Here is an 18294-nt window from a genome sequence, read left to right as displayed (position 1 = left end):
TTTATGGGGTGCCGTGCTCGAGGACCCGAACCTCCCGGACCGGGGGGACGCGGCCGAAGCGGGCGCGCAGGGGGTAGGCGGCGGCCACGACCAACAGGCTGACGGTGGAGGCGAGGAGTTGGGGGCGGAGGGCGGGCATGACGGCCGCGGAGATCAGGACCACGGCGAGGGCGGCGATGACCAGCCAGCTCAGGTAGGGGTGGGCCCACATGCGGAAGGTGAGGGCCTCGGGGTCCTCGCGGTCGAGGCGGGAGCGTAACCGCAACTGCGACACCATGATCGCCAGGTAGAGGAAGGCGAGCAGGACGCCGACGGAGTTCACCAGGAAGGTGAAGACGCGGTCGGGCGAGACGTGGGAGGCGACGACCGCGCACCAGGCGGCGACGGTGCCGAGCAGGACCGCGCGGGCGGGGACGCCGCGGCGGTTCACCCGGACCAGCCCGGCGGGGGCGTCGCCGTCGCCGGTGAGGACGTAGAGCATGCGCGAGGAGACGTAGATCGCGGAGTTCAGCACCGACAGGACCGCGGTCAGGATGACCACCTGCATGATCGTGCCCGCGGCGGGGACGCCCATCCGGTCCAGAGCGCTGACGAACGGGCTGGTCAGGACCTTCGCGTCGTCCCACGGCAGGATCGTCACGACCAGGAGAATCGACGCCACGTAGAACAGCCCGACCCGCCACAGCACATTGCTGGTGGCCCGCGCCACGGCCTTCCCGGGCTCGGCGCTCTCGGCGGCGGCGAGGGTGACGATCTCGGTGCCCCCGAAGGCGAAGATCACCACCACGATCGCCGACAGCATCCCGGACACGCCGTGCGGGACGAAACCGCCGTGCGCGGTCAAATTGTCCAGTCCGCCATGGCCGTTCGGCCACAGGCCGAGCACGTAGAGCACGCCCAGGATCAGGAACACCACGATCGCGGCGACCTTGATCGAGGCGAACCAGAACTCGAACTCGCCGAACGACCGCACCGAGATCAGGTTCACGGCGGTCATGACGATCAGCAGCGCGGCCGACAGCGTCCAGGCGGGCAGGTCGATCCACTGGCCGAGGATGGCCGCGCCCGCGGTCGCCTCCGCCCCGACCAGGACGACGTACATGTACCAGTAGAGCCAGCCGACGGTGAATCCGGCGAAGGGCCCCAACGCCATTCGCGCGTACTCGGCCAGCGATCCGGCGACCGGGCGCGCCACCACCATCTCCCCCAGCGCCCGCAACACCAGCAGGACCAGCGCGCCCGCCGCCGCGTACGACACGACCGCCGCGGGTCCCGCGGTGCGGATCACCGAACCGCTGCCCACGAACAATCCCGCGCCGACCGCACCCCCGATGGCCAGCATGGTCATGTGCCGACGCCGCAGCCCGGTCCGCAGGCCCGTCCTCGTCATTCCGTTCACCCTCTGTTCGCCCGATTGTTGCCGACCCAGCGTAGCCAGCGGCCGTTTTCCGCTGCGGGGTACCTTGGGGTGGTATGACCGAAACGAATCGGGGCCGGGTCCGGATCGAGCCGAGCGCCAAGCGGGTCCGGGCCTACGTGGCGGGTCGCCTCGTCGCCGACACCAGCACGCCGTGGCTGGTGTGGGAGGGCCCGCACTACCCCACCTACTACATTCCGCTGGCCGATGTGCGCGCGGAGTTGAAACCCACCGGCGGCACGCATCGTTCGCCGAGCCGCGGCGACGGCGTCGAACACGACGTGCTCGTCGACGGCCTCACCAAACCCGCTGCGGCCCTGCGCTATCCGGACTCTCCGCTCCCCGACCTGCGCGACCTGGTCCGCCTGGACTGGAACGCCATGGACGAGTGGTTCGAGGAGGACGAACCCGTCTACGTCCACCCCCGCAGTCCCTACACCCGCGTCGACATCCTGGCCAGCTCCCGCCACATCCGGGTCGAGATCGACGGCGAAACCGTAGCCGACTCGCACTCCCCCCGCATCCTGTTCGAGACCGGCCTCCCCCCGCGCTACTACCTCCCCATGACCGACGTCCGTATGGACCTCCTCACCCCCTCCCCCACCCGAACCAGCTGCCCCTACAAGGGCACCGCCGAATACTTCACCGTCCACACCGGCGACACCCCCCACCCCGACCTCGCCTGGCTCTACCGCCACCCCCTCCCCGAAAGCCAGAAGATAGCGGGCCTGGTCTGCTTCTACAACGAGAAGGTGGACACTTACGTCGACGGCCGACTTCAACCCCGGCCCGAATCCCCGTTCAGCTGATCCCGAAGAATGCACGCGATTCTGTACCGGATCACGTACATCCTGGTATCCTGAGGACCAGAGAAGGGAGACCCATGCTCGCCATGCACGCCACCGACGCCCGCAACAACTTCGCGGCCGTCCTCGATGCCGCCACGGAGGACAACGAGGAGGTCGTGATCACCCGCAGCGGAGGCAAGGAGGCCGCGGTGGTGGTTTCGCTGCGCGAATGGGAGGCGATGAAGGAGACCGCTCATCTGCTCTCGCATCCGGCCAACGCGGCGTGGCTGGCCAAGGGCATCGCACAGGCCGAGGCCGGACAGGTGACACCTCGGGAGCTGATCGACGCCGATGACAACGAGCAGGCCGCCGACCTTTGAGCCGCAAGCTGACGTTCACCGACACCGGCTGGGCCGACTACCTGTACTGGCAGGCGCAGGACCGCTCCGTACTGCGGAAACTGAACCGGCTCATCGAGGACATCCGGCGCAACGGCAACGCCGAGGGCATCGGCAAACCGGAACCGTTGCGGCAGAACCTGTCCGGATGGTGGTCCCGGCGGATAGATCACGAGCACCGCATCGTCTATCGGGCCGACGAGGCGGGCGTGATCGTGATCGCCTGCCGGGGTCACTACGAATGACGGTCAGGCGGAGAGCATCTCGTCCACCAGTTTCGGGACGGCGGTGCCTATGGGTTCGCGGATGATCTCGGTGGCGTAGGGGTCGTAGGGGGTGGGGTCGGCGTTGACGATGATCAGGGCGGCGTCGGCGCGCAGGGCCACCGCGCAGAGGGAGGCGGCGGGTTCGACCTGGAGGGAGGTGCCGATGGCGAGGAAGACGGCGCTCTTCTCGGCGATGGCCTGGGCGGTGTAGAGGGCGGCGGGGTCGAGGTTCTGGCCGAACATGATGGTGGCGGCCTTGAGGATGCCGCCGCAGTCGGGGCAGGCGGGGTCGGGGTCGCCCGCGGCGACGCGGTCGAGGGTGGCGGCCATGGTGGTGGTGTGGTCGCAGGCGACGCAGACGACGTCGAACATGTTGCCGTGGATTTCGACGACCGACTCCGCGGGGGAACCGCCGCGCTGGTGCAGGCGGTCGATGTTCTGGGTGATGATGCCGACCTCGCGGTGCTCGGCCAGCCGGGCCAGAGCGCGGTGCGCCGCATTGGGTTCGGCGCGCCAGGCGGGGTTGTCGCGGCGGGCGAGCCAGGCCCGTTGGCGCAGTTCGGGATCGGCGACGTAATTCTGATAGGTCGACAGCAACTCGGCCATCGGGTCCTCGGTCCACACGCCGCGCGGGCCGCGGAAGTCGGGGATGCCGGAGTCGGTGGAGATCCCCGCGCCGGTGAGGACGCCGATGGGTCCGGTGCGCTGCCGCCAGCCTGAACTCATGGGTCCAGGTTAGGCGGCCGGGCGGGCGGTCGACCGGCGGTACCGGCCGGGCGCCTGACCGAATTCGCGTTTGAACGCCTTGGCGAAGGCGAATTCCGAGGCGTAGCCGACCCGGCGGGCGACGGCGGCCAGCCCGGCGTCGCTCTCCCGGAGCAGCCGCGCCGCGGTGAGCATCCGCCACCGGGTCAGATACGCCAGCGGGGCCTCGCCGACGGTGGCCGCGAACCGGCGGCCCAGCGTCGCGCGCGAGACGCCCGCGACCGCGCTGAGCGTGGCGACCGTCCACGGATACCCCGGATCGTCGTGGATGGCCCGCATTGCCGCGGACACCGCCGGATCGGTGAAAACACCGGTGCGCGAACAGCTTTCGGGCGATTCGAACCAGGCGCGCAGCGTGAACAGCAACAGCATGTCCAGCAGCGCGGGCAACGCCGCGTCGCTGCCCGGGCCCGGCGCGGACACCTCCGCGGTCAGCAGCTCGACCGCCCCGCGCAGCGCCGGATGCCGATCCGACCGCCCGGGCAGCAACACGAAATCGGGCAGCCCGTCCAGCAGCGGATGCCGCCGACCGAGTTCGTATGCGCCACAGAGCAATTCGGCCCGTTCCCCGGAACCGTCGAGTTCGCGCGGCTCGCCCGGCATCGCCACCTCGGTCACCTCGGCGTCCGGGTCGCTCACCAGGACGTGCGCCGAACCGCGCGGCATGAACAGCACGTCGCCCGCCGTCATCGCCAGCGGCTCCCCCTCCGGCGGCAGCGCCCAGCACGAGCCCCGCAGCAGCACGTGGAATCCGGCGCTCGGCACCAACGGGTACCGCCTGCCCCACGGCGCGTGCCGGACGAACAGCCCGGCGGCCGGGCTGCCGGTGCGCACCGCCGCGATGGTGTCGCTGAGAACGTCCACGAAATCAGCCTAACCGAGCTTTGATACGCTCATGTATCCATCAGCGAGGAGGGGCTCGAGCATGGCGGCGTCCACCGAGGCCGATCAGCCGGTCACGCAGCGCGGCGTACGGATGACCAAGCGCCGCGCGGAGACCCGGCGCCGCCTGCTGGAGGCGGCCTTCGACGCGTTCGCCGCCGAGGGCTTCGGCCGCTGCACGGTCGAGCAGATCTGCGAGCGCGCGGGCTACACCCGCGGCGCGTTCTACTCCAACTTCACCTCGCTCGAGGAACTGTTCCTGACCATGTGGCAGCAGCGCTCGGATCACATGCTGCGCGAGGTGACGGCCCTGCTCGACGAAACCCCCGCCGCCGAGACCACCGATCTGCGGCACGGCATCGAACGCGTCCTGCGCGCGGTCCCCGTGGACGACCGCTGGATTCGCATCACCTACGAATTCACCGCCCACGCGCTGCGCTACCCCGCCCTGCGGCGCACCATGGCCGCCCGCGAGGAGGCCATCGTCGCCGCCCTGCTGCCCAAGGTCCAGGCGCTGCTGAACCGCGCGGGTCGCCGCGTCACCGACCCGGCCCGCCTGGGTCCCGCCCTGGTGGCGGTGCACGACGGCACCGCCACCCAATGCCTGCTCGAACCCGACAGCGACGCGGCTCGCGAACACCGCGTCGACCTGTTCCACCGGGTCGTACTGTCCTACAGCGAGCCGTTCTGATGGCCGGGAATCGGTGCCGCGCAACCGAAGTCGCGCCGATCGGGGAATTCGTCGAGGCCGGGGGCGCTCGAGCGCATGTTCGGCGGGACGGTGACCCGGGGGCGAAAACCGTTGTGCTGCTGCATGGTTTCAGCGGTTCGCTGCGGTGGTACGACCGGGTGACACCGCTGCTGGCGGCGCGGCACCAGGTGGTTCGGGTCGATCTGCGGGGGCACGGGTACACCGGTGGACACGATGATCTCGACGCTCCCGCACAAGGGGCGATGGTGGCGGCGGTGCTCGCCGCGCTGGACCTGAAAGACGTTGCGGTGGTGGGGCATTCGTTCGGCGCGGATGTGGCCTTGGCGACGGCCGAGCGGTCGGACCGGGTGGGCGAGGTGGTGTTGATCGATCAGGCGCCCGATTACGGCCTGGCCCGCTTCCCGCCCGGCAACGGGCTGCTCGGGCACGCGCTGCTCGGGCCGCTGCTGCATCGAATGGCGTTGCCCGCCTTCGTCCGTCGGGGACTGCGTTTCGGTGTCGCACCGGGTTTCGCTCTCGCCGCCGCCTTCGAGCACGCCGATCAGGGGGTGCTCGATCACCGCGCGATGAGTCCGCGCATGGCACGCGTCGTGCTGGTGGACCGGCGACGCAGGCTGGCCGCGCGGCCGCTGGACGCGCAGGTACGCGACCTCGGGCTGCCGACGTTGGTGCTGCACGGGGAGCGCGATCGGCTCTACGACTGGTCCCCGACCGCCGCGCGGTATCGTGCCGTCGGCGCGCGCGTCGAAATCCTCACCGGCGCGGGGCATTCCCCGATCATCGAGCGTCCCGGCGAGGTCGCGCGGTCGATCGCGGAATTCCTGCGCGCACCGATCACCAGGAGAACAGCATGACCACCGCCCTGATCACCGGCGCCTCCTCCGGTATCGGCGCCGCGACCGCCGCCGCGCTGGTCGCCCGCGGGTATCGCGTCATCGGCACCAGCCGCAAACCCGAGACCATTCCGGAGTCCGATCGCGTGGCGGGCGTGGAGTACCGGGCGCTGGATCTCACCGATCCGGCGGCCATCGAGACCTTCGCGGCGGACCTGGGCGAGATCGACGTGCTGATCAACAATGCCGGGGAGAGTCAGGCCGGACCGCTCGAGGAGTTGCCGCTCGACGCGATCGAAAGACTGTTCCAGGTCAATGTTTTCGGCCCGGTGCGGCTGGCCCAGCTGGTGCTGCCCGGCATGCGGGCGCGCCGTCGCGGGCACATCGTCATGATCGGATCGATGCTGGCGAGTTTCCCGCTGGCCTACCGCTCGTCGTATGTGGCGACGAAGGCCGCGATCAAGGGTTTCGCCGACGGGATGCGGCGCGAGGTGTCGCCGTTCGGCATCTCGGTCACCACCGTCGAGCCCGGTTCGATCAATACCGGGATCAGCACGCGACGCACGATCTACGTCGGGGAGAACTCCCCGTACCGCGCCGAGGTGGACATCGTGCTCGCCGCGCTGGCCCGCAACGAGGCCGCGGGCGTCTCCGCGGAGAAGGTGGCGCGGGCCATCGCCGGGGTGGTCGAATCGCCGCGGCCGTTCCGGGCCGTCGGCAGCCGCGCCCCGCTGGTGTTCGCGCTGAAACGGCTGCTGCCGCAACCCGTTCTGGACCGGATCGTGGCCGCCATGCACGGCCTGAAGTAGGAGGACCCTCATGCCGGACCGCCCCGCTCTGGCCGCGGCCCTCGATCTGGAACCCCACCCCGAGGGCGGCTGGTTCCGCGAAACCTGGCGCAGCCCCGTCGAATTCGCGCCCGAGGGCTACCCGGGCCCGCGCGCGGCGGCCACCGCCATCTACTTCCTGCTCATGCCCGGGGAGAAATCCGCCCCGCACACCGTCCGCTCCGACGAGCTGTGGCTGTGGCACGGCGGCGGCCCGCTCGCGCTCGACATCGGCGGCGAGGAGATCGTCCTCGGCCCCGACATCGAACGGGGCCAACGCCCCCAGGCCGTGGTCCCCGGCGGCGTCACCCAGTCCGCCCGCCCCCTCGGCCCGGACCACGTCCTGGTCACCTGCGTCGTCTCCCCCGGCTTCGACTTCGCCGACTTCCGACTGGATTGAGGACGGCCGGACTACTCCGGCACCTCGAGTACGCCCCCGGCCCTGGCGGCCCGCTACTCCGGGACCTCGAGAAGGCCCTCGGCCACGGCGTGGTCGATGGTCTTCTCGAGGTTCGGGCAGGAGTCGGGGCGGCCGGGGCCGGTGTGCAGGTCGCGGAAGACCGGGCAGTGGGCGGCGGGGTCGGCCGTCCACTGCACCGAGGTCTGGTGGGCGCTGGCCTTGCGGACCAAGACGCCCGTGCCGCAGGTGGCGCACGAGAGCGGGGTCATGCCGTCCTCGAGGTAGCGCTGCTTGTCGACGACCGTCTGGGCGCGCACCCGCGCGAGCCACTCGGGACGATCCGCGAAATCCGGTGCCTTCGCCCATCTGGTCATCAGGCGTTCGCCTCCTGCGCCGCCTCCTGCTCGCGCTTGCGGCGCAGGTTCTCGGCGACCTCGGCCTCCCACGCCTCGTTCGCCTTGGTCGTGTCGACCTCGAACTCGAAGCGCTGCACCGACTTCGGATCGACGTCGGCGACGTCCACGTAGAACTGGTCGTACCAGCGGCGCAGCTGGTAGACCGGGCCGTCCTCCTCGCACAGCAGCGGATTGTCGATCTTGGACTTGTGCTTCCAGATCTCCACGTCCTGGAGGAAGCCGACGCTGATGCCCTCGGTCATCTTGGCGGCCAACTTCTTCGACGCCTCGTCGTCGATGCCCTTGGGCTTCTCCAGCGTGATGCCCCACTGCAACACGAACGAGTCCTGGGTGACCGGGTAGTGGCAGTTGATCAGCACACTGCGCACCTCGAACCCGCCGTAGAAGTTGTGCAGCGGATTGATCATGTAGGACGGCCCGTAGTACGCGGCCACCGACTTGAGCAGGGTGTCGCCGTACTGGCTGCCCATGCCGACGTCGGGGCGGCTCTTGGTCTCCAGGTACTGGCTGGCGATGTGGCCCTCGAAGACGTTCTTGAAGTACGTCGGATAGGCGAAGTGGATGTAGAAGAAGTGGGCCATGTCGACCACGTTGTCGATGATCTCGCGGCAGTTCGCGCCCTCGATCAGCATCGAGTTCCAGGTCCAGTCCGTCCAGCCGCTGTCGAGCGTCTCGCTCGTGTTCCCCTCGGTGTCCTGGTAGGGACCCTCGATGTAGGGGATGGTGATGTCGTCCGGCGGCGGATTGCCCTCGTGGTCGTGCCAGACGAACAGCTGGCCGTTGCGCTCGAGCGTGGTCCAGGCGCGGGTGCGCGCCAGCGGCGGCACGCGCCGCGCGTACGGGATCGAGGTGCATCGGCCGTTGCCGCCCCAGCGCCAGTCGTGGAACGGGCAGGCGACCGAATCGCCCTTGATCTCACCCATGCTCAGATCCCCGCCGAGGTGTCGGCAGTAGGCGTCGAGCACCCGCAGTTCCCCCGAGCTGTCGGCCCAGACCACCAGCTTGGTGCCGAATGCCTGCACGGCGTGCGGCTTGCCGTCCCGGAACGATGCGGCCAGGCCCAGGCAGTGCCAGCCCCGCGCGTATCGCGTGGGCGTGGACCCGACGTCGATCTCACGGATCTTCCCGCCGCGCGCAGGTGCGGTTTCCGCCATTGTGATCCCTCCTCTGGAAGTACTAGAACACGTTACAAAAAACTCTGCCGCGACGCCAGCTATTGCCGTGACGACCAGGCAAGGGGCAATGTGTCCATCGAGCGGATACCCGTTCTCGACATGAATAAGAACCTGTTCTAGTCTCAGTGACAGGATCAACCGGGTACCCCCGGTCCGAGACGACCAGGCAGGAGCAGCCCCCGAGATGACGCAAGAAGTAACAGAGCGGGTCGAAGCGCTGTTGCCGATGCTGCGCGAGCGAGCGCAGGAGGCAGAGGATCTACGTCGCATCCCCGACGAGACGATGAAGGCGCTGGCCGAGACCGGTTTCTTCCGGCTCGTGCAGCCCCGGCAGTGGGGCGGCCTGGCCGCCGACCCGGTCGTCTTCTACGACACCGTGCGCAAGATCGCGAGCGCGTGCGGGTCCACCGGCTGGGTCGCGGGCATCATCGGCATCCACAACTGGCACCTCGCGCTGTTCGATCAGCGTGCGCAGGAAGAGGTTTGGGGCACCGACAGCACCGTGCGCATCTCCTCGTCCTACGCCCCGATGGGCGCGGGCGTGGTGACCGACGACGGGTACCTCGTCAACGGGTCGTGGAACTGGTCCTCGGGCAGCGATCACGCCGACTGGACCTTCGTCGGCGGGCCGGTCATCAAGGACGGCAAGCCGGTCGACTTCGGCAGCTTCCTCATCCCGCGCAGCGAGTACCGCGTCGACGACGTGTGGAACGTGGTGGGCCTGCGCGGCACCGGCTCGAACACGCTGGTGGTCGAGAACGTCTTCGTGCCGCGTCATCGCTTCCTGTCCTACAAGACGATGAACGAGCTGAAATCGCCTGGGCTGGAACACAATACCGATCCGGTGTACAAGATGCCCTGGGGCACGATCCATCCCACCACCATCTCCTCGCCGATCGTGGGCATGGCCTACGGCGCACTGAAGGCGCACGTGGAGCATCAGGGCAAGCGCATCCGCGCCGCCTATGCCGGGGAGAAGGCCAAGGACGATCCGTTCGCCAAGGTGCGCATCGCCGAGGCGGCCAGCGATATCGACGCGGCCTGGCGGCAGCTGTCGGGGAATGTGGCCGACGAGTACGCGCTGTTGGTGGCGGGCAAGGAGATTCCGTTCGATCTGCGGGTGCGGGCGCGGCGCGATCAGGTCCGCGCCACCGGGCGCGCGATCGCCTCGATCGACAAACTCTTCGAGAGCTCCGGCGCGACCGCGCTGGCCAACGGCACTCCGCTGCAACGGTTCTGGCGCGACGCGCACGCCGGGCGGGTGCACGCGGCCAACGATCCCGAGCGGGCCTACGTCATGTACGGCACGCACGCGTTCGGGTTGCCGGTGACCGACGGGATGGTGTGATGACCTCGACCGCCGAACTGACCTTCGAGTCGACCTCGCGGTACGCCCAGGCGCGGCCGAATCTGCGCCTGCACTACCACGAGGCGGGCGTGGGCAACGGCCCGACGATCGTGCTGCTGCACGGCGGCGGGCCCGGCGCCTCCTCGTGGTCCAACTTCGCCCGCAACATCCCGGTGCTGGCCGAGAGCTTCCATGTGCTGGCGGTGGATCAGCCCGGATTCGGGTTGTCGGACAAGCCGATCGAGCATCCGCAGTACTTCGTGCACAGTTCGTCGGCGCTGAAGGACCTGCTCGACGCGCTCGGGGTCACCGGGCGGGTGCACCTGCTGGGCAATTCGCTCGGCGGCGGGACCGCGGTGCGGTTCGCGCTCGATTATCCGGACCGGGCGGGCAAGCTCGTGCTGATGGGGCCGGGCGGGTTGAGCACCAATCTGTTCGCGCCGGATCCGACCGAGGGCGTGAAGGCGCTGGGGCGGTTCAATGTCGAGCCGACGCGGGAGAACATCGAGAACTTCCTGCGGATCATGGTGTTCGACCAGTCGCTGATCACGCCGGAACTGGTCGAGGAGCGGTTCGCCTCGGCGTCGACGCCCGAGGCGCTGGCCGCGACCCGGGCCATGGGGAAGTCCTTCGCGGGCGCGGATTTCGAGAAGGGCATGCTGTGGCGGGAGGCGTACAAGCTGCGTCAGCCGGTGCTGCTCATCTGGGGCCGGGAGGACCGGGTCAATCCGCTCGACGGGGCGCTGGTGGCGCTGAAGACGATCCCGCGGGCGCAGTTGCACGTGTTCGGCGGGTGCGGGCATTGGGCGCAGCTGGAGAAGTTCGACGAATTCAACCGTCTGGCAACGGATTTCCTGTCGCCGAAGGAGAAGTAGCAATGGGCATTCGATCGCTCGGGTACATGCGCATCGAGGCCACCGACATGGCGGCCTGGCGCGACTACGGGCTCGAGGTGCTCGGCATGGTCGAGGGCAAGGGCGGCGATCCCGACGCGCTCTACCTGCGGATGGACGATTTCCCCGCGCGGCTGGTGATCGTGCCCGGCGAGCGGGACCGGTTGCAGATCTCGGGGTGGGAGACCGCGAATGCCGAAGAGCTGCAGGATGTTCGGGACCGGCTGGAGGCCGCGGGGGTGCCCTACAAGGAGGGCACGGCCGAGGAGCTGGCCGACCGGCGGGTGTTCGAGCTGATCCGGTTCGAGGACCCCTCGGGCAATGTGCTCGAGGCGTTCCACGGGGTGGCGCTCGAGCATCGGCGGGTGGTGAGCCCGTACGGGCATCGGTTCGTGACCGGGGAGCAGGGGCTCGGGCACGTGGTGCTGAGCACGACCGACGACAAGGCGGCGCTGCGGTTCTATCGCGATGTGCTGGGATTCCGGCTGCGCGATTCGATGCGGCTGCCCCCGCAGGCCGTCGGGCGGCCCGCCGACGGGGAACCGGCCTGGCTGCGGTTCTTCGGGTGCAATCCGCGGCATCACTCGCTGGCGTTCCTACCGATGCCGACGCCGAGCGGGATCGTGCATCTGATGGTCGAGGTGGAGAACTCCGACGACGTCGGGCTGTGCCTGGACCGGGCGTTGCGCAGGAAGGTGAAGATGTCGGCGACGCTGGGGCGGCACGTGAACGACAAGATGCTGTCGTTCTACATGAAGACACCCGGTGGGTTCGACGTCGAATTCGGTTGTGAGGGTTTGGAAGTCGAGGACGCCGACTGGGTCGCGCGGGAATCGACCGCGGTGAGCCTGTGGGGGCACGACTTCACGATCCAGTTCAAGCAGGGATGAGCGAGATGACGGACGGCCCGGCCGCGATCGACCCGCGTCGGTTCCGGAATGTGCTGGGGCAGTTCTGCACCGGCATCACGGTGATCACGACCCTCGATACCGAGGGCGCCCCCGTGGGTTTCGCCTGCCAGTCGTTCGCCGCGCTCTCCCTCGACCCGCCGCAGGTGCTGTTCTGCCCCACCAAGGGCTCGCGCACCTGGGCGGCCATCGAACGCGCGGGCCGCTTCTGCGTCAACGTCCTCGCCGAGGAACAACGCGAGATCTGCGCCCGCTTCGGCTCCCGGGAACCCGACAAATTCGCCGGAATCCCCTGGCGCCCTTCGAACCTGGAGCTCCCGCTCCTGGACGACGCCCTGGCCACCATCCAGTGCACCGTGGCCACGGTCGTCGACGGCGGCGATCACCACATCGTGATCGGCCGGGTGGAGGCCCTGTCGGAGTCCACCGACTCCGGCAGGCCGCTGCTGTTCTACCGCGGCCAATACACCGCCATCGAACCCGACAAAACCACCCCGGCCCCCTGGCGAGCCGACCTGGAACACTTCCTCACCACAACCACCCAGGACACCTGGCTCTAACCTGAACCACGTGCCCCCTCTCGATCCCATCACCACCGACCCCGTCCTCTGCCACGGCAAGCCGGTGGTCCGTGGTCTGCGCTACCCGGTCGAGATGCTGCTCGAACTACTCGCGGCCGGGATGACCATCGACGAAATCCTCGCTGACTATCCGGACCTCGAGCGTGACGACCTCCTCGCCGCGCTCGAGTACGCCACCGAAGTTCGATGACGGGCGATCGTCGGCTCACCGCCGAGGAACTGGTGGCCGCACATCGACGGCTACCCCGGGTGGACTATGCGCGGATGCGGAACGAAGTGGACGAATTCTTCGGAGATGATGACCGGATCGAGCCCGCGGAACCCCCACGGCCCGAAGCTCTTTGACGGACGGCAGGCCGAGCGACACGGTCCATGGAGGTGTAGCCCTAGGCCACACGTGGCCGTACCTGAATCACGAGGTCGGCGTCGAGGGCGTGGGCGAGTCGTTCGAGCACCGGGAGGCTGGGCACGGTTCCGCCCGCTTCGAAGCGGGCGACCGCGGATTGGGTCATACCGGCGCGGTCCGCGAGGCCGCTCTGACTCCAGCCGCGGTCCTCGCGCATCCGCCGGATGGTTCGCCCGAGTTCGTACGCGAGTCGCGTCACCTCGTACGCCTCGGCGGCGCCGGGCTCCCGCATTCGACGGTCGCGCAGTTCTGTCCAGTCGGAACGCTCAGCCATCGATCTCATCCTCCTCAGCGGAGTGCCGCGCCCTGACGCAGCGCTCCATGGCACGTCGCGCCCGCTCGATCTGCGCACGCTCACGCATCCGCGTCTTCACGAACACGGTCAGCAGTATGATCCGCCGCCCCGGAGCGATCCAGTAGGTGACACGCACCTGCCGACTGTCGAGATGGAATCGAAGCTCACGCAACTTGCCGTCGAGCTGCCGGGTGTAGGGCTCACCCAGCAGCGGCCCCTCCTCGGCCAGCAGGTCGATGTAGAAGGCCGCTCGGGCGAACTCGTCCGCAGGCAGGCGCTCCAGCCACGTACGTATCTCCGATTCCAGCTCGACGGTACCCCAACCCATAGCACGAATGCTATACGCCCAGCTGAGTGGTCATACCTTTTTCACATAACGGGGCCTCAGGCCGTGACGGCTTGTTGTTCGCGTTGGAGTTCGAGGGCTATGTCGATTAGTTGGTCTTCCTGGCCGCCGACCAGTTTGCGGTGGCCGGCTCGGACGAGCATTTCGGCGGCGGAGACGTTGTAGCGTTCGGCTTGGCGTTCGGCGTGTTTGAGGAAGCTGGAGTAGACGCCGGCGTAGCCCATCATGAGGGATTGGCGGTCGAGGAGGCATTCGGTGGGCATGGCGGGGCGGACGACGTCTTCGGCGGCGTCGGCTATGGCGTAGAAGTCGATGCCGGTCCTGATGTTCAGCTTGTCGCAGACGGCGACGAGGGCCTCGACGGGGGTGTTGCCCGCGCCCGCGCCGAAACGTCTTGCGCTGCCGTCGATCTGGGTGGCTCCGGCGCGGATGGCGAAGACGGAGTTGGCGTTTCCGAGGTCGAGGTTCTCGTGGCCGTGGAAGCCGACCTGGGCGTCGTCGCCGAGTTCGGCGACCAGGGCCGCGACGCGGTCGGAGACCTGTTCCAGGACAAGGGCGCCCGCGGAGTCGACGACGTAGACGCACTGGCAGCCCGCGTCGGCCATGATGCGGGCCTGCTTGGCGAGGACCTCGGGGGGCTGGCTGTGCGACATCATCAGGAAGCCGACGGTCTCCAGACCCAGTTCGCGCGCGAGGCCGAAATGCTGGATGGACACGTCCGCCTCGGTGCAGTGCGTGGCGATGCGCACGATCGAGGCGCCGTTGTCCTGGGAGATCTTGATGTCCTCCTTGACCCCGACGCCGGGCAGCATGAGCACCGCGATCTTGGCCCGCTTCGCCGTCTCGGCCGCGATCGTGATCAGTTGCTGCTCAGGGGTTTTGGAGAAGCCGTAGTTGAACGACGAGCCGCCCAGCCCGTCGCCGTGGGTCACCTCGATCACCGGCACGCCCGCGCCGTCGAGCGCGGCCACGATATCGCGCACCTCGGTGGCGGTGAACTGGTGGCGCTTGTGATGCGACCCGTCGCGCAGCGAGGTGTCGGTGACGCGAATGTCGAGTTCGGAAGAGTAGGGCATGGCGGTCTCCTTAGACCCGGGCCGACAGGATCTGGTCTGCGATGACGTCACCGACGCGGGTCGCGGCGGCGGTCATGATGTCGAGGTTGCCCGCGTAGGGCGGCAGGAAGTCCCCCGCGCCCTCGACCTCCACGAACACCGAAACCTTCGCCAGCCCACCGGAAACCACCGAGGGCTCGTCGAACTGCGGCTCGTTGAGCAGCCGGTACCCGGGCACGTACTGCTGGATGTCGGCGACCATCCGATGGATCGACTCGGCGATGGCGTCGGTGTCGGCGTCCTCGGGGATCGCGCAGAAGATGGTGTCGCGCATGATCATCGGCGGTTCGGCGGGATTGAGGATGATGATCGCCTTCCCGCGCTGGGCCCCGCCGATGGTCTCCACGCCGCGGCTGGTGGTCTTGGTGAACTCGTCGATGTTCGCGCGCGTCCCCGGCCCGGCCGACACCGACGACACCGAGGCCACGATCTCCGCGTAGGGCACCGCGACCACCCGCGACACCGCCGCCACGATCGGAATCGTGGCCTGCCCGCCGCAGGTGATCATATTCACGTTGGGCGCCTCGAGATTCGCGTCCAGGTTCACCGGCGGCACCACCGCGGGCCCGACCGCCGCCGGGGTCAGATCGACCGCCCGGATCCCCGCCTCCGCGTACCGCGGCGCGGCCTCGCGGTGCACGTACGCCGAGGTCGCCTCGAAGATCAGATCCGGCAGTTCGGACCGGGCGAGCAGCCAGTCCACACCCTCGTGCGAGGTCTCGAGCCCCAGCCCGGCCGCGCGCTTCAGGCCCTCGCTCGCGGGATCGATGCCGATCATCCAGCGCGGCTCGATCTTGTCCGAGCGCAGCAGTTTGTACAGCAGATCGGTACTGATGTTGCCGGAGCCGACGATGGCGGCCGCGACCTTTCCGTTGGCAGGCACTCGGATCTCCTCAGCTGAATTTCAAACGGACGGAACCGAGTCCGGTGAACTCGGCGTGGAAGTCGTCGCCCGGCCGGGCGTCGATGGCGCGGGTGCACGAACCGGGCAGCACGATGTCCCCGGCGCGCAGCCGCACCCCGAAGGAGGCGACCTTGCGCGCCAGCCACGCCACCGCGACGGTCGGATCGCCCAGCACCGCGTCGCTGCGGCCCTCGGCGACCACCTCGCCGTTGCGGGTCAGGCGGGCGTCGATGGCCTTGATGTCCAGCAGGTCCGGGGCCACCCGCTCGGGGCCGAGCACCCAGCCCGCCGAGGAGGCGTTGTCGGCGATGGTGTCGCACAACGCGATTCGCCAGTCCTTGATGCGGGTGTCGATCAGCTCGATCGCGGGCGCGTAGGCGACGGTCGCGGCGAGCACGTCGGCCTCGGTGCACTCCTCCCCCGGCAGATCCGCGCCGAGCACGAAGCCGACCTCGACCTCCACCCGCGGATACAGGTACCGCGAGGTGTCCACCGGGACGTCGGTGAACACCTCCATCTCCGCGAGCAGATGCCCGTAGTCCGGTTCGTCCACGCCCATCATCTGCTGCATGGCCTTCGACGACAGTCCGACCTTGTGCCCGATGATCCGCGCGCCGCCCGCGATCCGCTCGCGAATGTTGATCAGCTGGATCTCGTAGGCGTCGACGACATCGATGTCGGGATACCGCGCGACCAGCGGGTCGATCGGTACCCGGTCGCGCTCGGCGAGCGCGAGCTCGGCGGCCAGTTCACTCCGTACCGCATCCGACAGCACGCCACTTCCTTCCACTGGGGGCCGGTCCGCGCCCGAGATCGAAAACTGAAACGAGTTTTCCTGCGATTTCTCGCTCCAGCCGTCCCTTCTGCCAGATCAATATAGACCGAACCTGTGCCGATTCTATAACGTGTTCTACATGAGTGATCGGGAATACGATGTGGTGGTGGTCGGCAGCGGCGCCGCCGGAATGACCGCCGCCCTCACCGCCGCGCACCACGGCCTGCGTGTGGTGGTCCTGGAGAAGGCCGAGCACTACGGGGGGTCGACCGCGCGCAGCGGGGGCGGCGTGTGGATCCCGGGGAACAAGGCGCTGCTCGCGTCGGGCCGGCCCGACGATCGGGAGGAGGCGCGCAAGTACCTGTACAACATCATCGGCGACGTCGTGCCCAAGCAGCGGATCGATACCTACATCGACCGCGGGGCCGAGGCGCTGAACTTCGTGCTCGACCACACCCCGCTGAAACTGCGCTGGGTGCCGGGCTACTCCGACTACTACCCCGAGGCGCCGGGCGGTCTGGCGCAGGGCCGCTCGTGCGAGCCGAAGCCGTTCGACGCCAAGGTGCTCGGCGACGAGCGCTTCAAACTGGAACCCCCCTACAGCAAGGCGCCGCTGAACGTGGTCGTCACGCAGGCGGACTTCGTGCGGCTCAACCTGATTCGACGGCACCCCAAGGGCATGGCGCGCGCCCTGCGGGTCGGCGCGCGCACCTATTGGGCCAAGTTCACCGGTAAGCATCTTCTCGGTATGGGTCAAGCGATTATCGCGGCAATGCGCAAGGGCCTTCTCGATGTCAATGTACCCGTTCTCCTCAACACCCCGCTGACCGGACTGCTGGTGGAGGACGGCCGGGTGGTCGGCGTCGAGGCCACCCAGGACGGGAAGACCGTGGCGTTCCGGGCCCGGCACGGGGTGATCCTCGGCGCGGGCGGGTTCGAGCACAACGCCGAGATGCGGCACCGGTACCAACGCGAACCGATCGGGACCGAGTGGACCACGGGCGCGAAGGCCAATACCGGCGACGCCATCCGCGCGGGCATGGAACTCGGTGCGGCCGTGGATATCATGGCCGACGCCTGGTGGGGCCCGACCGTGTTCAAGGGCGGTAAGCCGTGGTTCGCGCTGGCCGAGCGCAACCTGCCCGGCGGCATCATCGTCGACACCGCGGGCAAGCGGTTCTTCAACGAGTCCCTGCCCTACGTCGAGGCCGTGCACAAGATGTACGGCGGCGAATACGGCCAGGGCGACGGACCCGGCGAGCACGTGCCCGCCTGGCTGGTGTTCGACCAGCGCTACCGCAATCGCTACATCTTCGCGGGACTGCAACCGGGACAACGGATTCCGAAGCGGTGGATGGAGAACGACAACATCGTCTCCGCGCCCACCCTGCCGGAGCTGGCCGAGCGCATCGGCGTGCCGGAACAGGCCCTGGTCGACACCGTCGCGCGCTTCAACGCCTTCGCCGAGACCGGGGTGGACGAGGACTTCGGCCGCGGGAACAGCGCCTACGACCGCTACTACGGCGATCCCACGGTCAAGCCGAATCCGTGCCTGGCCGCGCTGGTGCAGGGCCCCTACTACGCGGCGAAGATGGTGCCCGGCGATCTCGGCACCAAGGGCGGTCTGGTCACCGACACCGCGGGCCGGGTGCTGCGCGCGGACGAGACCGTGATCGAGGGCCTCTACGCCGCGGGCAACACCTCCGCACCGGTCATGGGCCACACCTACGCGGGTCCGGGCGCGACCATCGGACCGGCGATCACCTTCGGTTATCTGGCGGTGCTGGACATCGTGGACCGCGCGAAGCGGCAGCCGGTGGCCACCGAGGCGAGCAACTAGGAGA

23 protein-coding genes are annotated in these 18294 nt (G+C 68.7%); 13 read left to right on the top strand and 10 right to left on the bottom strand.

Going from position 1 to position 18294, the window contains the following annotated elements; all coding sequences use genetic code 11:
• Position 1: 1 nt before the first annotated feature.
• Entirely contained in the window at positions 2-1390 is a 1389-nt protein-coding gene (locus ACFYTQ_RS29930; protein ID WP_387368333.1) for an amino acid permease, read from the bottom strand.
• Between the two features lie 83 nt (positions 1391-1473).
• Here ACFYTQ_RS29930 and ACFYTQ_RS29925 point away from each other — a divergent pair, with 83 nt between their 5' ends.
• From ACFYTQ_RS29925 to ACFYTQ_RS29915, 3 genes are all read left to right on the top strand, one after another.
• Positions 1474-2226 carry a DUF427 domain-containing protein gene (locus ACFYTQ_RS29925; RefSeq protein WP_387368331.1) on the top strand — a complete coding sequence of 251 codons (753 nt, stop codon included), beginning with the start codon at positions 1474-1476 and terminating at the stop codon, positions 2224-2226.
• A gap of 74 nt (positions 2227-2300) precedes the next feature.
• Entirely contained in the window at positions 2301-2585 is a 285-nt protein-coding gene (locus ACFYTQ_RS29920) for a type II toxin-antitoxin system Phd/YefM family antitoxin (protein ID WP_387368329.1), read from the top strand.
• Positions 2582-2848: a Txe/YoeB family addiction module toxin gene (locus tag ACFYTQ_RS29915; RefSeq protein ID WP_387368327.1), complete on the top strand. Its 267-nt coding sequence runs from the start codon at positions 2582-2584 to the stop codon at positions 2846-2848. Before ACFYTQ_RS29920 ends, ACFYTQ_RS29915 begins: the two co-directional genes overlap by 4 nt.
• Positions 2849-2851: 3 nt before the next feature.
• On the opposite strand, the gene ACFYTQ_RS29910 is transcribed toward ACFYTQ_RS29915, so the two are convergent.
• Complete coding sequence (locus tag ACFYTQ_RS29910; protein WP_387368325.1) at positions 2852-3595, bottom strand: NAD-dependent deacetylase; 744 nt, start codon at positions 3593-3595, stop codon at positions 2852-2854.
• Between the two features lie 9 nt (positions 3596-3604).
• On the bottom strand, positions 3605-4498 hold the full coding sequence (locus ACFYTQ_RS29905) for an AraC family transcriptional regulator (RefSeq protein ID WP_387368323.1): 894 nt from the start codon (positions 4496-4498) through the stop codon (positions 3605-3607).
• Between the two features lie 61 nt (positions 4499-4559).
• Between ACFYTQ_RS29905 and ACFYTQ_RS29900 the strand changes: the two genes are divergently transcribed.
• The 4 genes from ACFYTQ_RS29900 (at position 4560) to ACFYTQ_RS29885 (ending at position 7288) form a co-directional block, all read left to right on the top strand.
• Positions 4560-5207, top strand: a complete 648-nt coding sequence (locus tag ACFYTQ_RS29900) for a TetR/AcrR family transcriptional regulator (RefSeq protein ID WP_387368321.1) — start codon at positions 4560-4562, stop codon at positions 5205-5207.
• Positions 5208-5320: 113 nt separating this feature from the next.
• Positions 5321-6082: an alpha/beta fold hydrolase gene (locus ACFYTQ_RS29895; protein ID WP_387368319.1), complete on the top strand. Its 762-nt coding sequence runs from the start codon at positions 5321-5323 to the stop codon at positions 6080-6082.
• Positions 6079-6870, top strand: a complete 792-nt coding sequence (locus ACFYTQ_RS29890) for an SDR family oxidoreductase (protein WP_387368317.1) — start codon at positions 6079-6081, stop codon at positions 6868-6870. The genes ACFYTQ_RS29895 and ACFYTQ_RS29890 overlap by 4 nt, the downstream gene beginning before the upstream one ends.
• A gap of 10 nt (positions 6871-6880) precedes the next feature.
• Positions 6881-7288, top strand: a complete 408-nt coding sequence (locus ACFYTQ_RS29885; RefSeq protein WP_387368315.1) for a cupin domain-containing protein — start codon at positions 6881-6883, stop codon at positions 7286-7288.
• 53 nt (positions 7289-7341) lie between these two features.
• On the opposite strand, the gene ACFYTQ_RS29880 is transcribed toward ACFYTQ_RS29885, so the two are convergent.
• Together ACFYTQ_RS29880 and ACFYTQ_RS29875 are read right to left on the bottom strand one after the other, a co-directional pair.
• Complete coding sequence (locus tag ACFYTQ_RS29880) at positions 7342-7662, bottom strand: hypothetical protein (RefSeq protein WP_387368313.1); 321 nt, start codon at positions 7660-7662, stop codon at positions 7342-7344.
• Positions 7662-8858 (bottom strand): Rieske 2Fe-2S domain-containing protein, encoded by a 1197-nt coding sequence (locus ACFYTQ_RS29875; RefSeq protein WP_387368311.1) that lies wholly within the window; start codon positions 8856-8858, stop codon positions 7662-7664. Before ACFYTQ_RS29875 ends, ACFYTQ_RS29880 begins: the two co-directional genes overlap by 1 nt.
• A 205-nt stretch (positions 8859-9063) precedes the next feature.
• On the opposite strand from ACFYTQ_RS29875, the gene hsaA reads away from it, so the two are divergent.
• Genes hsaA through ACFYTQ_RS29850 form a run of 5 tightly spaced genes read left to right on the top strand, consistent with a single transcriptional unit; the run spans position 9064 to position 12799 of the window.
• A complete protein-coding gene (gene hsaA, locus ACFYTQ_RS29870) occupies positions 9064-10227 on the top strand; it encodes a 3-hydroxy-9,10-secoandrosta-1,3,5(10)-triene-9,17-dione monooxygenase oxygenase subunit (RefSeq protein ID WP_387368309.1) in 1164 nt (387 codons plus the stop codon).
• A complete protein-coding gene (hsaD, locus tag ACFYTQ_RS29865; protein ID WP_387368307.1) occupies positions 10227-11102 on the top strand; it encodes a 4,5:9,10-diseco-3-hydroxy-5,9,17-trioxoandrosta-1(10),2-diene-4-oate hydrolase in 876 nt (291 codons plus the stop codon). The genes hsaA and hsaD overlap by 1 nt, the downstream gene beginning before the upstream one ends.
• Before the next feature lie 2 nt (positions 11103-11104).
• On the top strand, positions 11105-12010 hold the full coding sequence (gene hsaC, locus ACFYTQ_RS29860; RefSeq protein WP_387368305.1) for an iron-dependent extradiol dioxygenase HsaC: 906 nt from the start codon (positions 11105-11107) through the stop codon (positions 12008-12010).
• Positions 12011-12015: 5 nt separating this feature from the next.
• Positions 12016-12588 carry a 3-hydroxy-9,10-secoandrosta-1,3,5(10)-triene-9,17-dione monooxygenase reductase subunit gene (gene hsaB, locus ACFYTQ_RS29855; RefSeq protein WP_387368460.1) on the top strand — a complete coding sequence of 191 codons (573 nt, stop codon included), beginning with the start codon at positions 12016-12018 and terminating at the stop codon, positions 12586-12588.
• Positions 12589-12598: 10 nt separating this feature from the next.
• Entirely contained in the window at positions 12599-12799 is a 201-nt protein-coding gene (locus ACFYTQ_RS29850; RefSeq protein WP_387368303.1) for a DUF433 domain-containing protein, read from the top strand.
• 196 nt (positions 12800-12995) lie between these two features.
• Here ACFYTQ_RS29850 and ACFYTQ_RS29845 read toward each other — a convergent pair whose 3' ends face one another.
• From ACFYTQ_RS29845 to ACFYTQ_RS29825, 5 genes are read right to left on the bottom strand one after another with little or no spacing between them, the layout of a single operon-like run.
• Positions 12996-13289 carry a multiprotein-bridging factor 1 family protein gene (locus tag ACFYTQ_RS29845; protein WP_387368301.1) on the bottom strand — a complete coding sequence of 98 codons (294 nt, stop codon included), beginning with the start codon at positions 13287-13289 and terminating at the stop codon, positions 12996-12998.
• Positions 13282-13638 (bottom strand): type II toxin-antitoxin system RelE/ParE family toxin, encoded by a 357-nt coding sequence (locus ACFYTQ_RS29840; RefSeq protein ID WP_387368299.1) that lies wholly within the window; start codon positions 13636-13638, stop codon positions 13282-13284. The genes ACFYTQ_RS29845 and ACFYTQ_RS29840 overlap by 8 nt, the downstream gene beginning before the upstream one ends.
• Before the next feature lie 56 nt (positions 13639-13694).
• Positions 13695-14732: a 4-hydroxy-2-oxovalerate aldolase gene (gene dmpG, locus ACFYTQ_RS29835; RefSeq protein ID WP_387368297.1), complete on the bottom strand. Its 1038-nt coding sequence runs from the start codon at positions 14730-14732 to the stop codon at positions 13695-13697.
• Positions 14733-14742: 10 nt separating this feature from the next.
• Positions 14743-15654 (bottom strand): acetaldehyde dehydrogenase (acetylating), encoded by a 912-nt coding sequence (locus ACFYTQ_RS29830; protein WP_387368295.1) that lies wholly within the window; start codon positions 15652-15654, stop codon positions 14743-14745.
• Between the two features lie 10 nt (positions 15655-15664).
• On the bottom strand, positions 15665-16450 hold the full coding sequence (locus ACFYTQ_RS29825) for a 2-keto-4-pentenoate hydratase (RefSeq protein ID WP_387368293.1): 786 nt from the start codon (positions 16448-16450) through the stop codon (positions 15665-15667).
• A gap of 130 nt (positions 16451-16580) precedes the next feature.
• Here ACFYTQ_RS29825 and kstD point away from each other — a divergent pair, with 130 nt between their 5' ends.
• Positions 16581-18290 carry a 3-oxosteroid 1-dehydrogenase gene (kstD, locus tag ACFYTQ_RS29820; protein WP_387368291.1) on the top strand — a complete coding sequence of 570 codons (1710 nt, stop codon included), beginning with the start codon at positions 16581-16583 and terminating at the stop codon, positions 18288-18290.
• The last annotated feature ends 4 nt before the right edge of the window (positions 18291-18294 follow it).

The organism is Nocardia sp. NPDC004068, from assembly GCF_042874315.1.
In the GTDB taxonomy this organism is placed as follows: domain Bacteria; phylum Actinomycetota; class Actinomycetes; order Mycobacteriales; family Mycobacteriaceae; genus Nocardia.
Note: the sequence above shows the minus strand (reverse complement) of the source record. Positions and strands in the feature narration are given on the sequence as shown.

Excerpts from the sequence above, each read along its gene's own strand:
- ACFYTQ_RS29910 (WP_387368325.1), bottom strand. The coding sequence starts at position 3,595 with ATGAGTTCAGGCTGGCGGCAGCGCACCGGACCCATCGGCGTCCTCACC.
- dmpG (WP_387368297.1), bottom strand. The coding sequence starts at position 14,732 with ATGCCCTACTCTTCCGAACTCGACATTCGCGTCACCGACACCTCGCTG.
- ACFYTQ_RS29840 (WP_387368299.1), bottom strand. The coding sequence starts at position 13,638 with ATGGGTTGGGGTACCGTCGAGCTGGAATCGGAGATACGTACGTGGCTG.
- hsaD (WP_387368307.1), top strand. The coding sequence starts at position 10,227 with ATGACCTCGACCGCCGAACTGACCTTCGAGTCGACCTCGCGGTACGCC.
- ACFYTQ_RS29885 (WP_387368315.1), top strand. The coding sequence starts at position 6,881 with ATGCCGGACCGCCCCGCTCTGGCCGCGGCCCTCGATCTGGAACCCCAC.
- hsaC (WP_387368305.1), top strand. The coding sequence starts at position 11,105 with ATGGGCATTCGATCGCTCGGGTACATGCGCATCGAGGCCACCGACATG.
- ACFYTQ_RS29880 (WP_387368313.1), bottom strand. The coding sequence starts at position 7,662 with ATGACCAGATGGGCGAAGGCACCGGATTTCGCGGATCGTCCCGAGTGG.
- hsaA (WP_387368309.1), top strand. The coding sequence starts at position 9,064 with ATGACGCAAGAAGTAACAGAGCGGGTCGAAGCGCTGTTGCCGATGCTG.
- ACFYTQ_RS29875 (WP_387368311.1), bottom strand. The coding sequence starts at position 8,858 with ATGGCGGAAACCGCACCTGCGCGCGGCGGGAAGATCCGTGAGATCGAC.
- ACFYTQ_RS29925 (WP_387368331.1), top strand. The coding sequence starts at position 1,474 with ATGACCGAAACGAATCGGGGCCGGGTCCGGATCGAGCCGAGCGCCAAG.
- ACFYTQ_RS29845 (WP_387368301.1), bottom strand. The coding sequence starts at position 13,289 with ATGGCTGAGCGTTCCGACTGGACAGAACTGCGCGACCGTCGAATGCGG.
- ACFYTQ_RS29900 (WP_387368321.1), top strand. The coding sequence starts at position 4,560 with ATGGCGGCGTCCACCGAGGCCGATCAGCCGGTCACGCAGCGCGGCGTA.
- hsaB (WP_387368460.1), top strand. The coding sequence starts at position 12,016 with ATGACGGACGGCCCGGCCGCGATCGACCCGCGTCGGTTCCGGAATGTG.
- ACFYTQ_RS29920 (WP_387368329.1), top strand. The coding sequence starts at position 2,301 with ATGCTCGCCATGCACGCCACCGACGCCCGCAACAACTTCGCGGCCGTC.
- ACFYTQ_RS29930 (WP_387368333.1), bottom strand. The coding sequence starts at position 1,390 with ATGACGAGGACGGGCCTGCGGACCGGGCTGCGGCGTCGGCACATGACC.
- ACFYTQ_RS29890 (WP_387368317.1), top strand. The coding sequence starts at position 6,079 with ATGACCACCGCCCTGATCACCGGCGCCTCCTCCGGTATCGGCGCCGCG.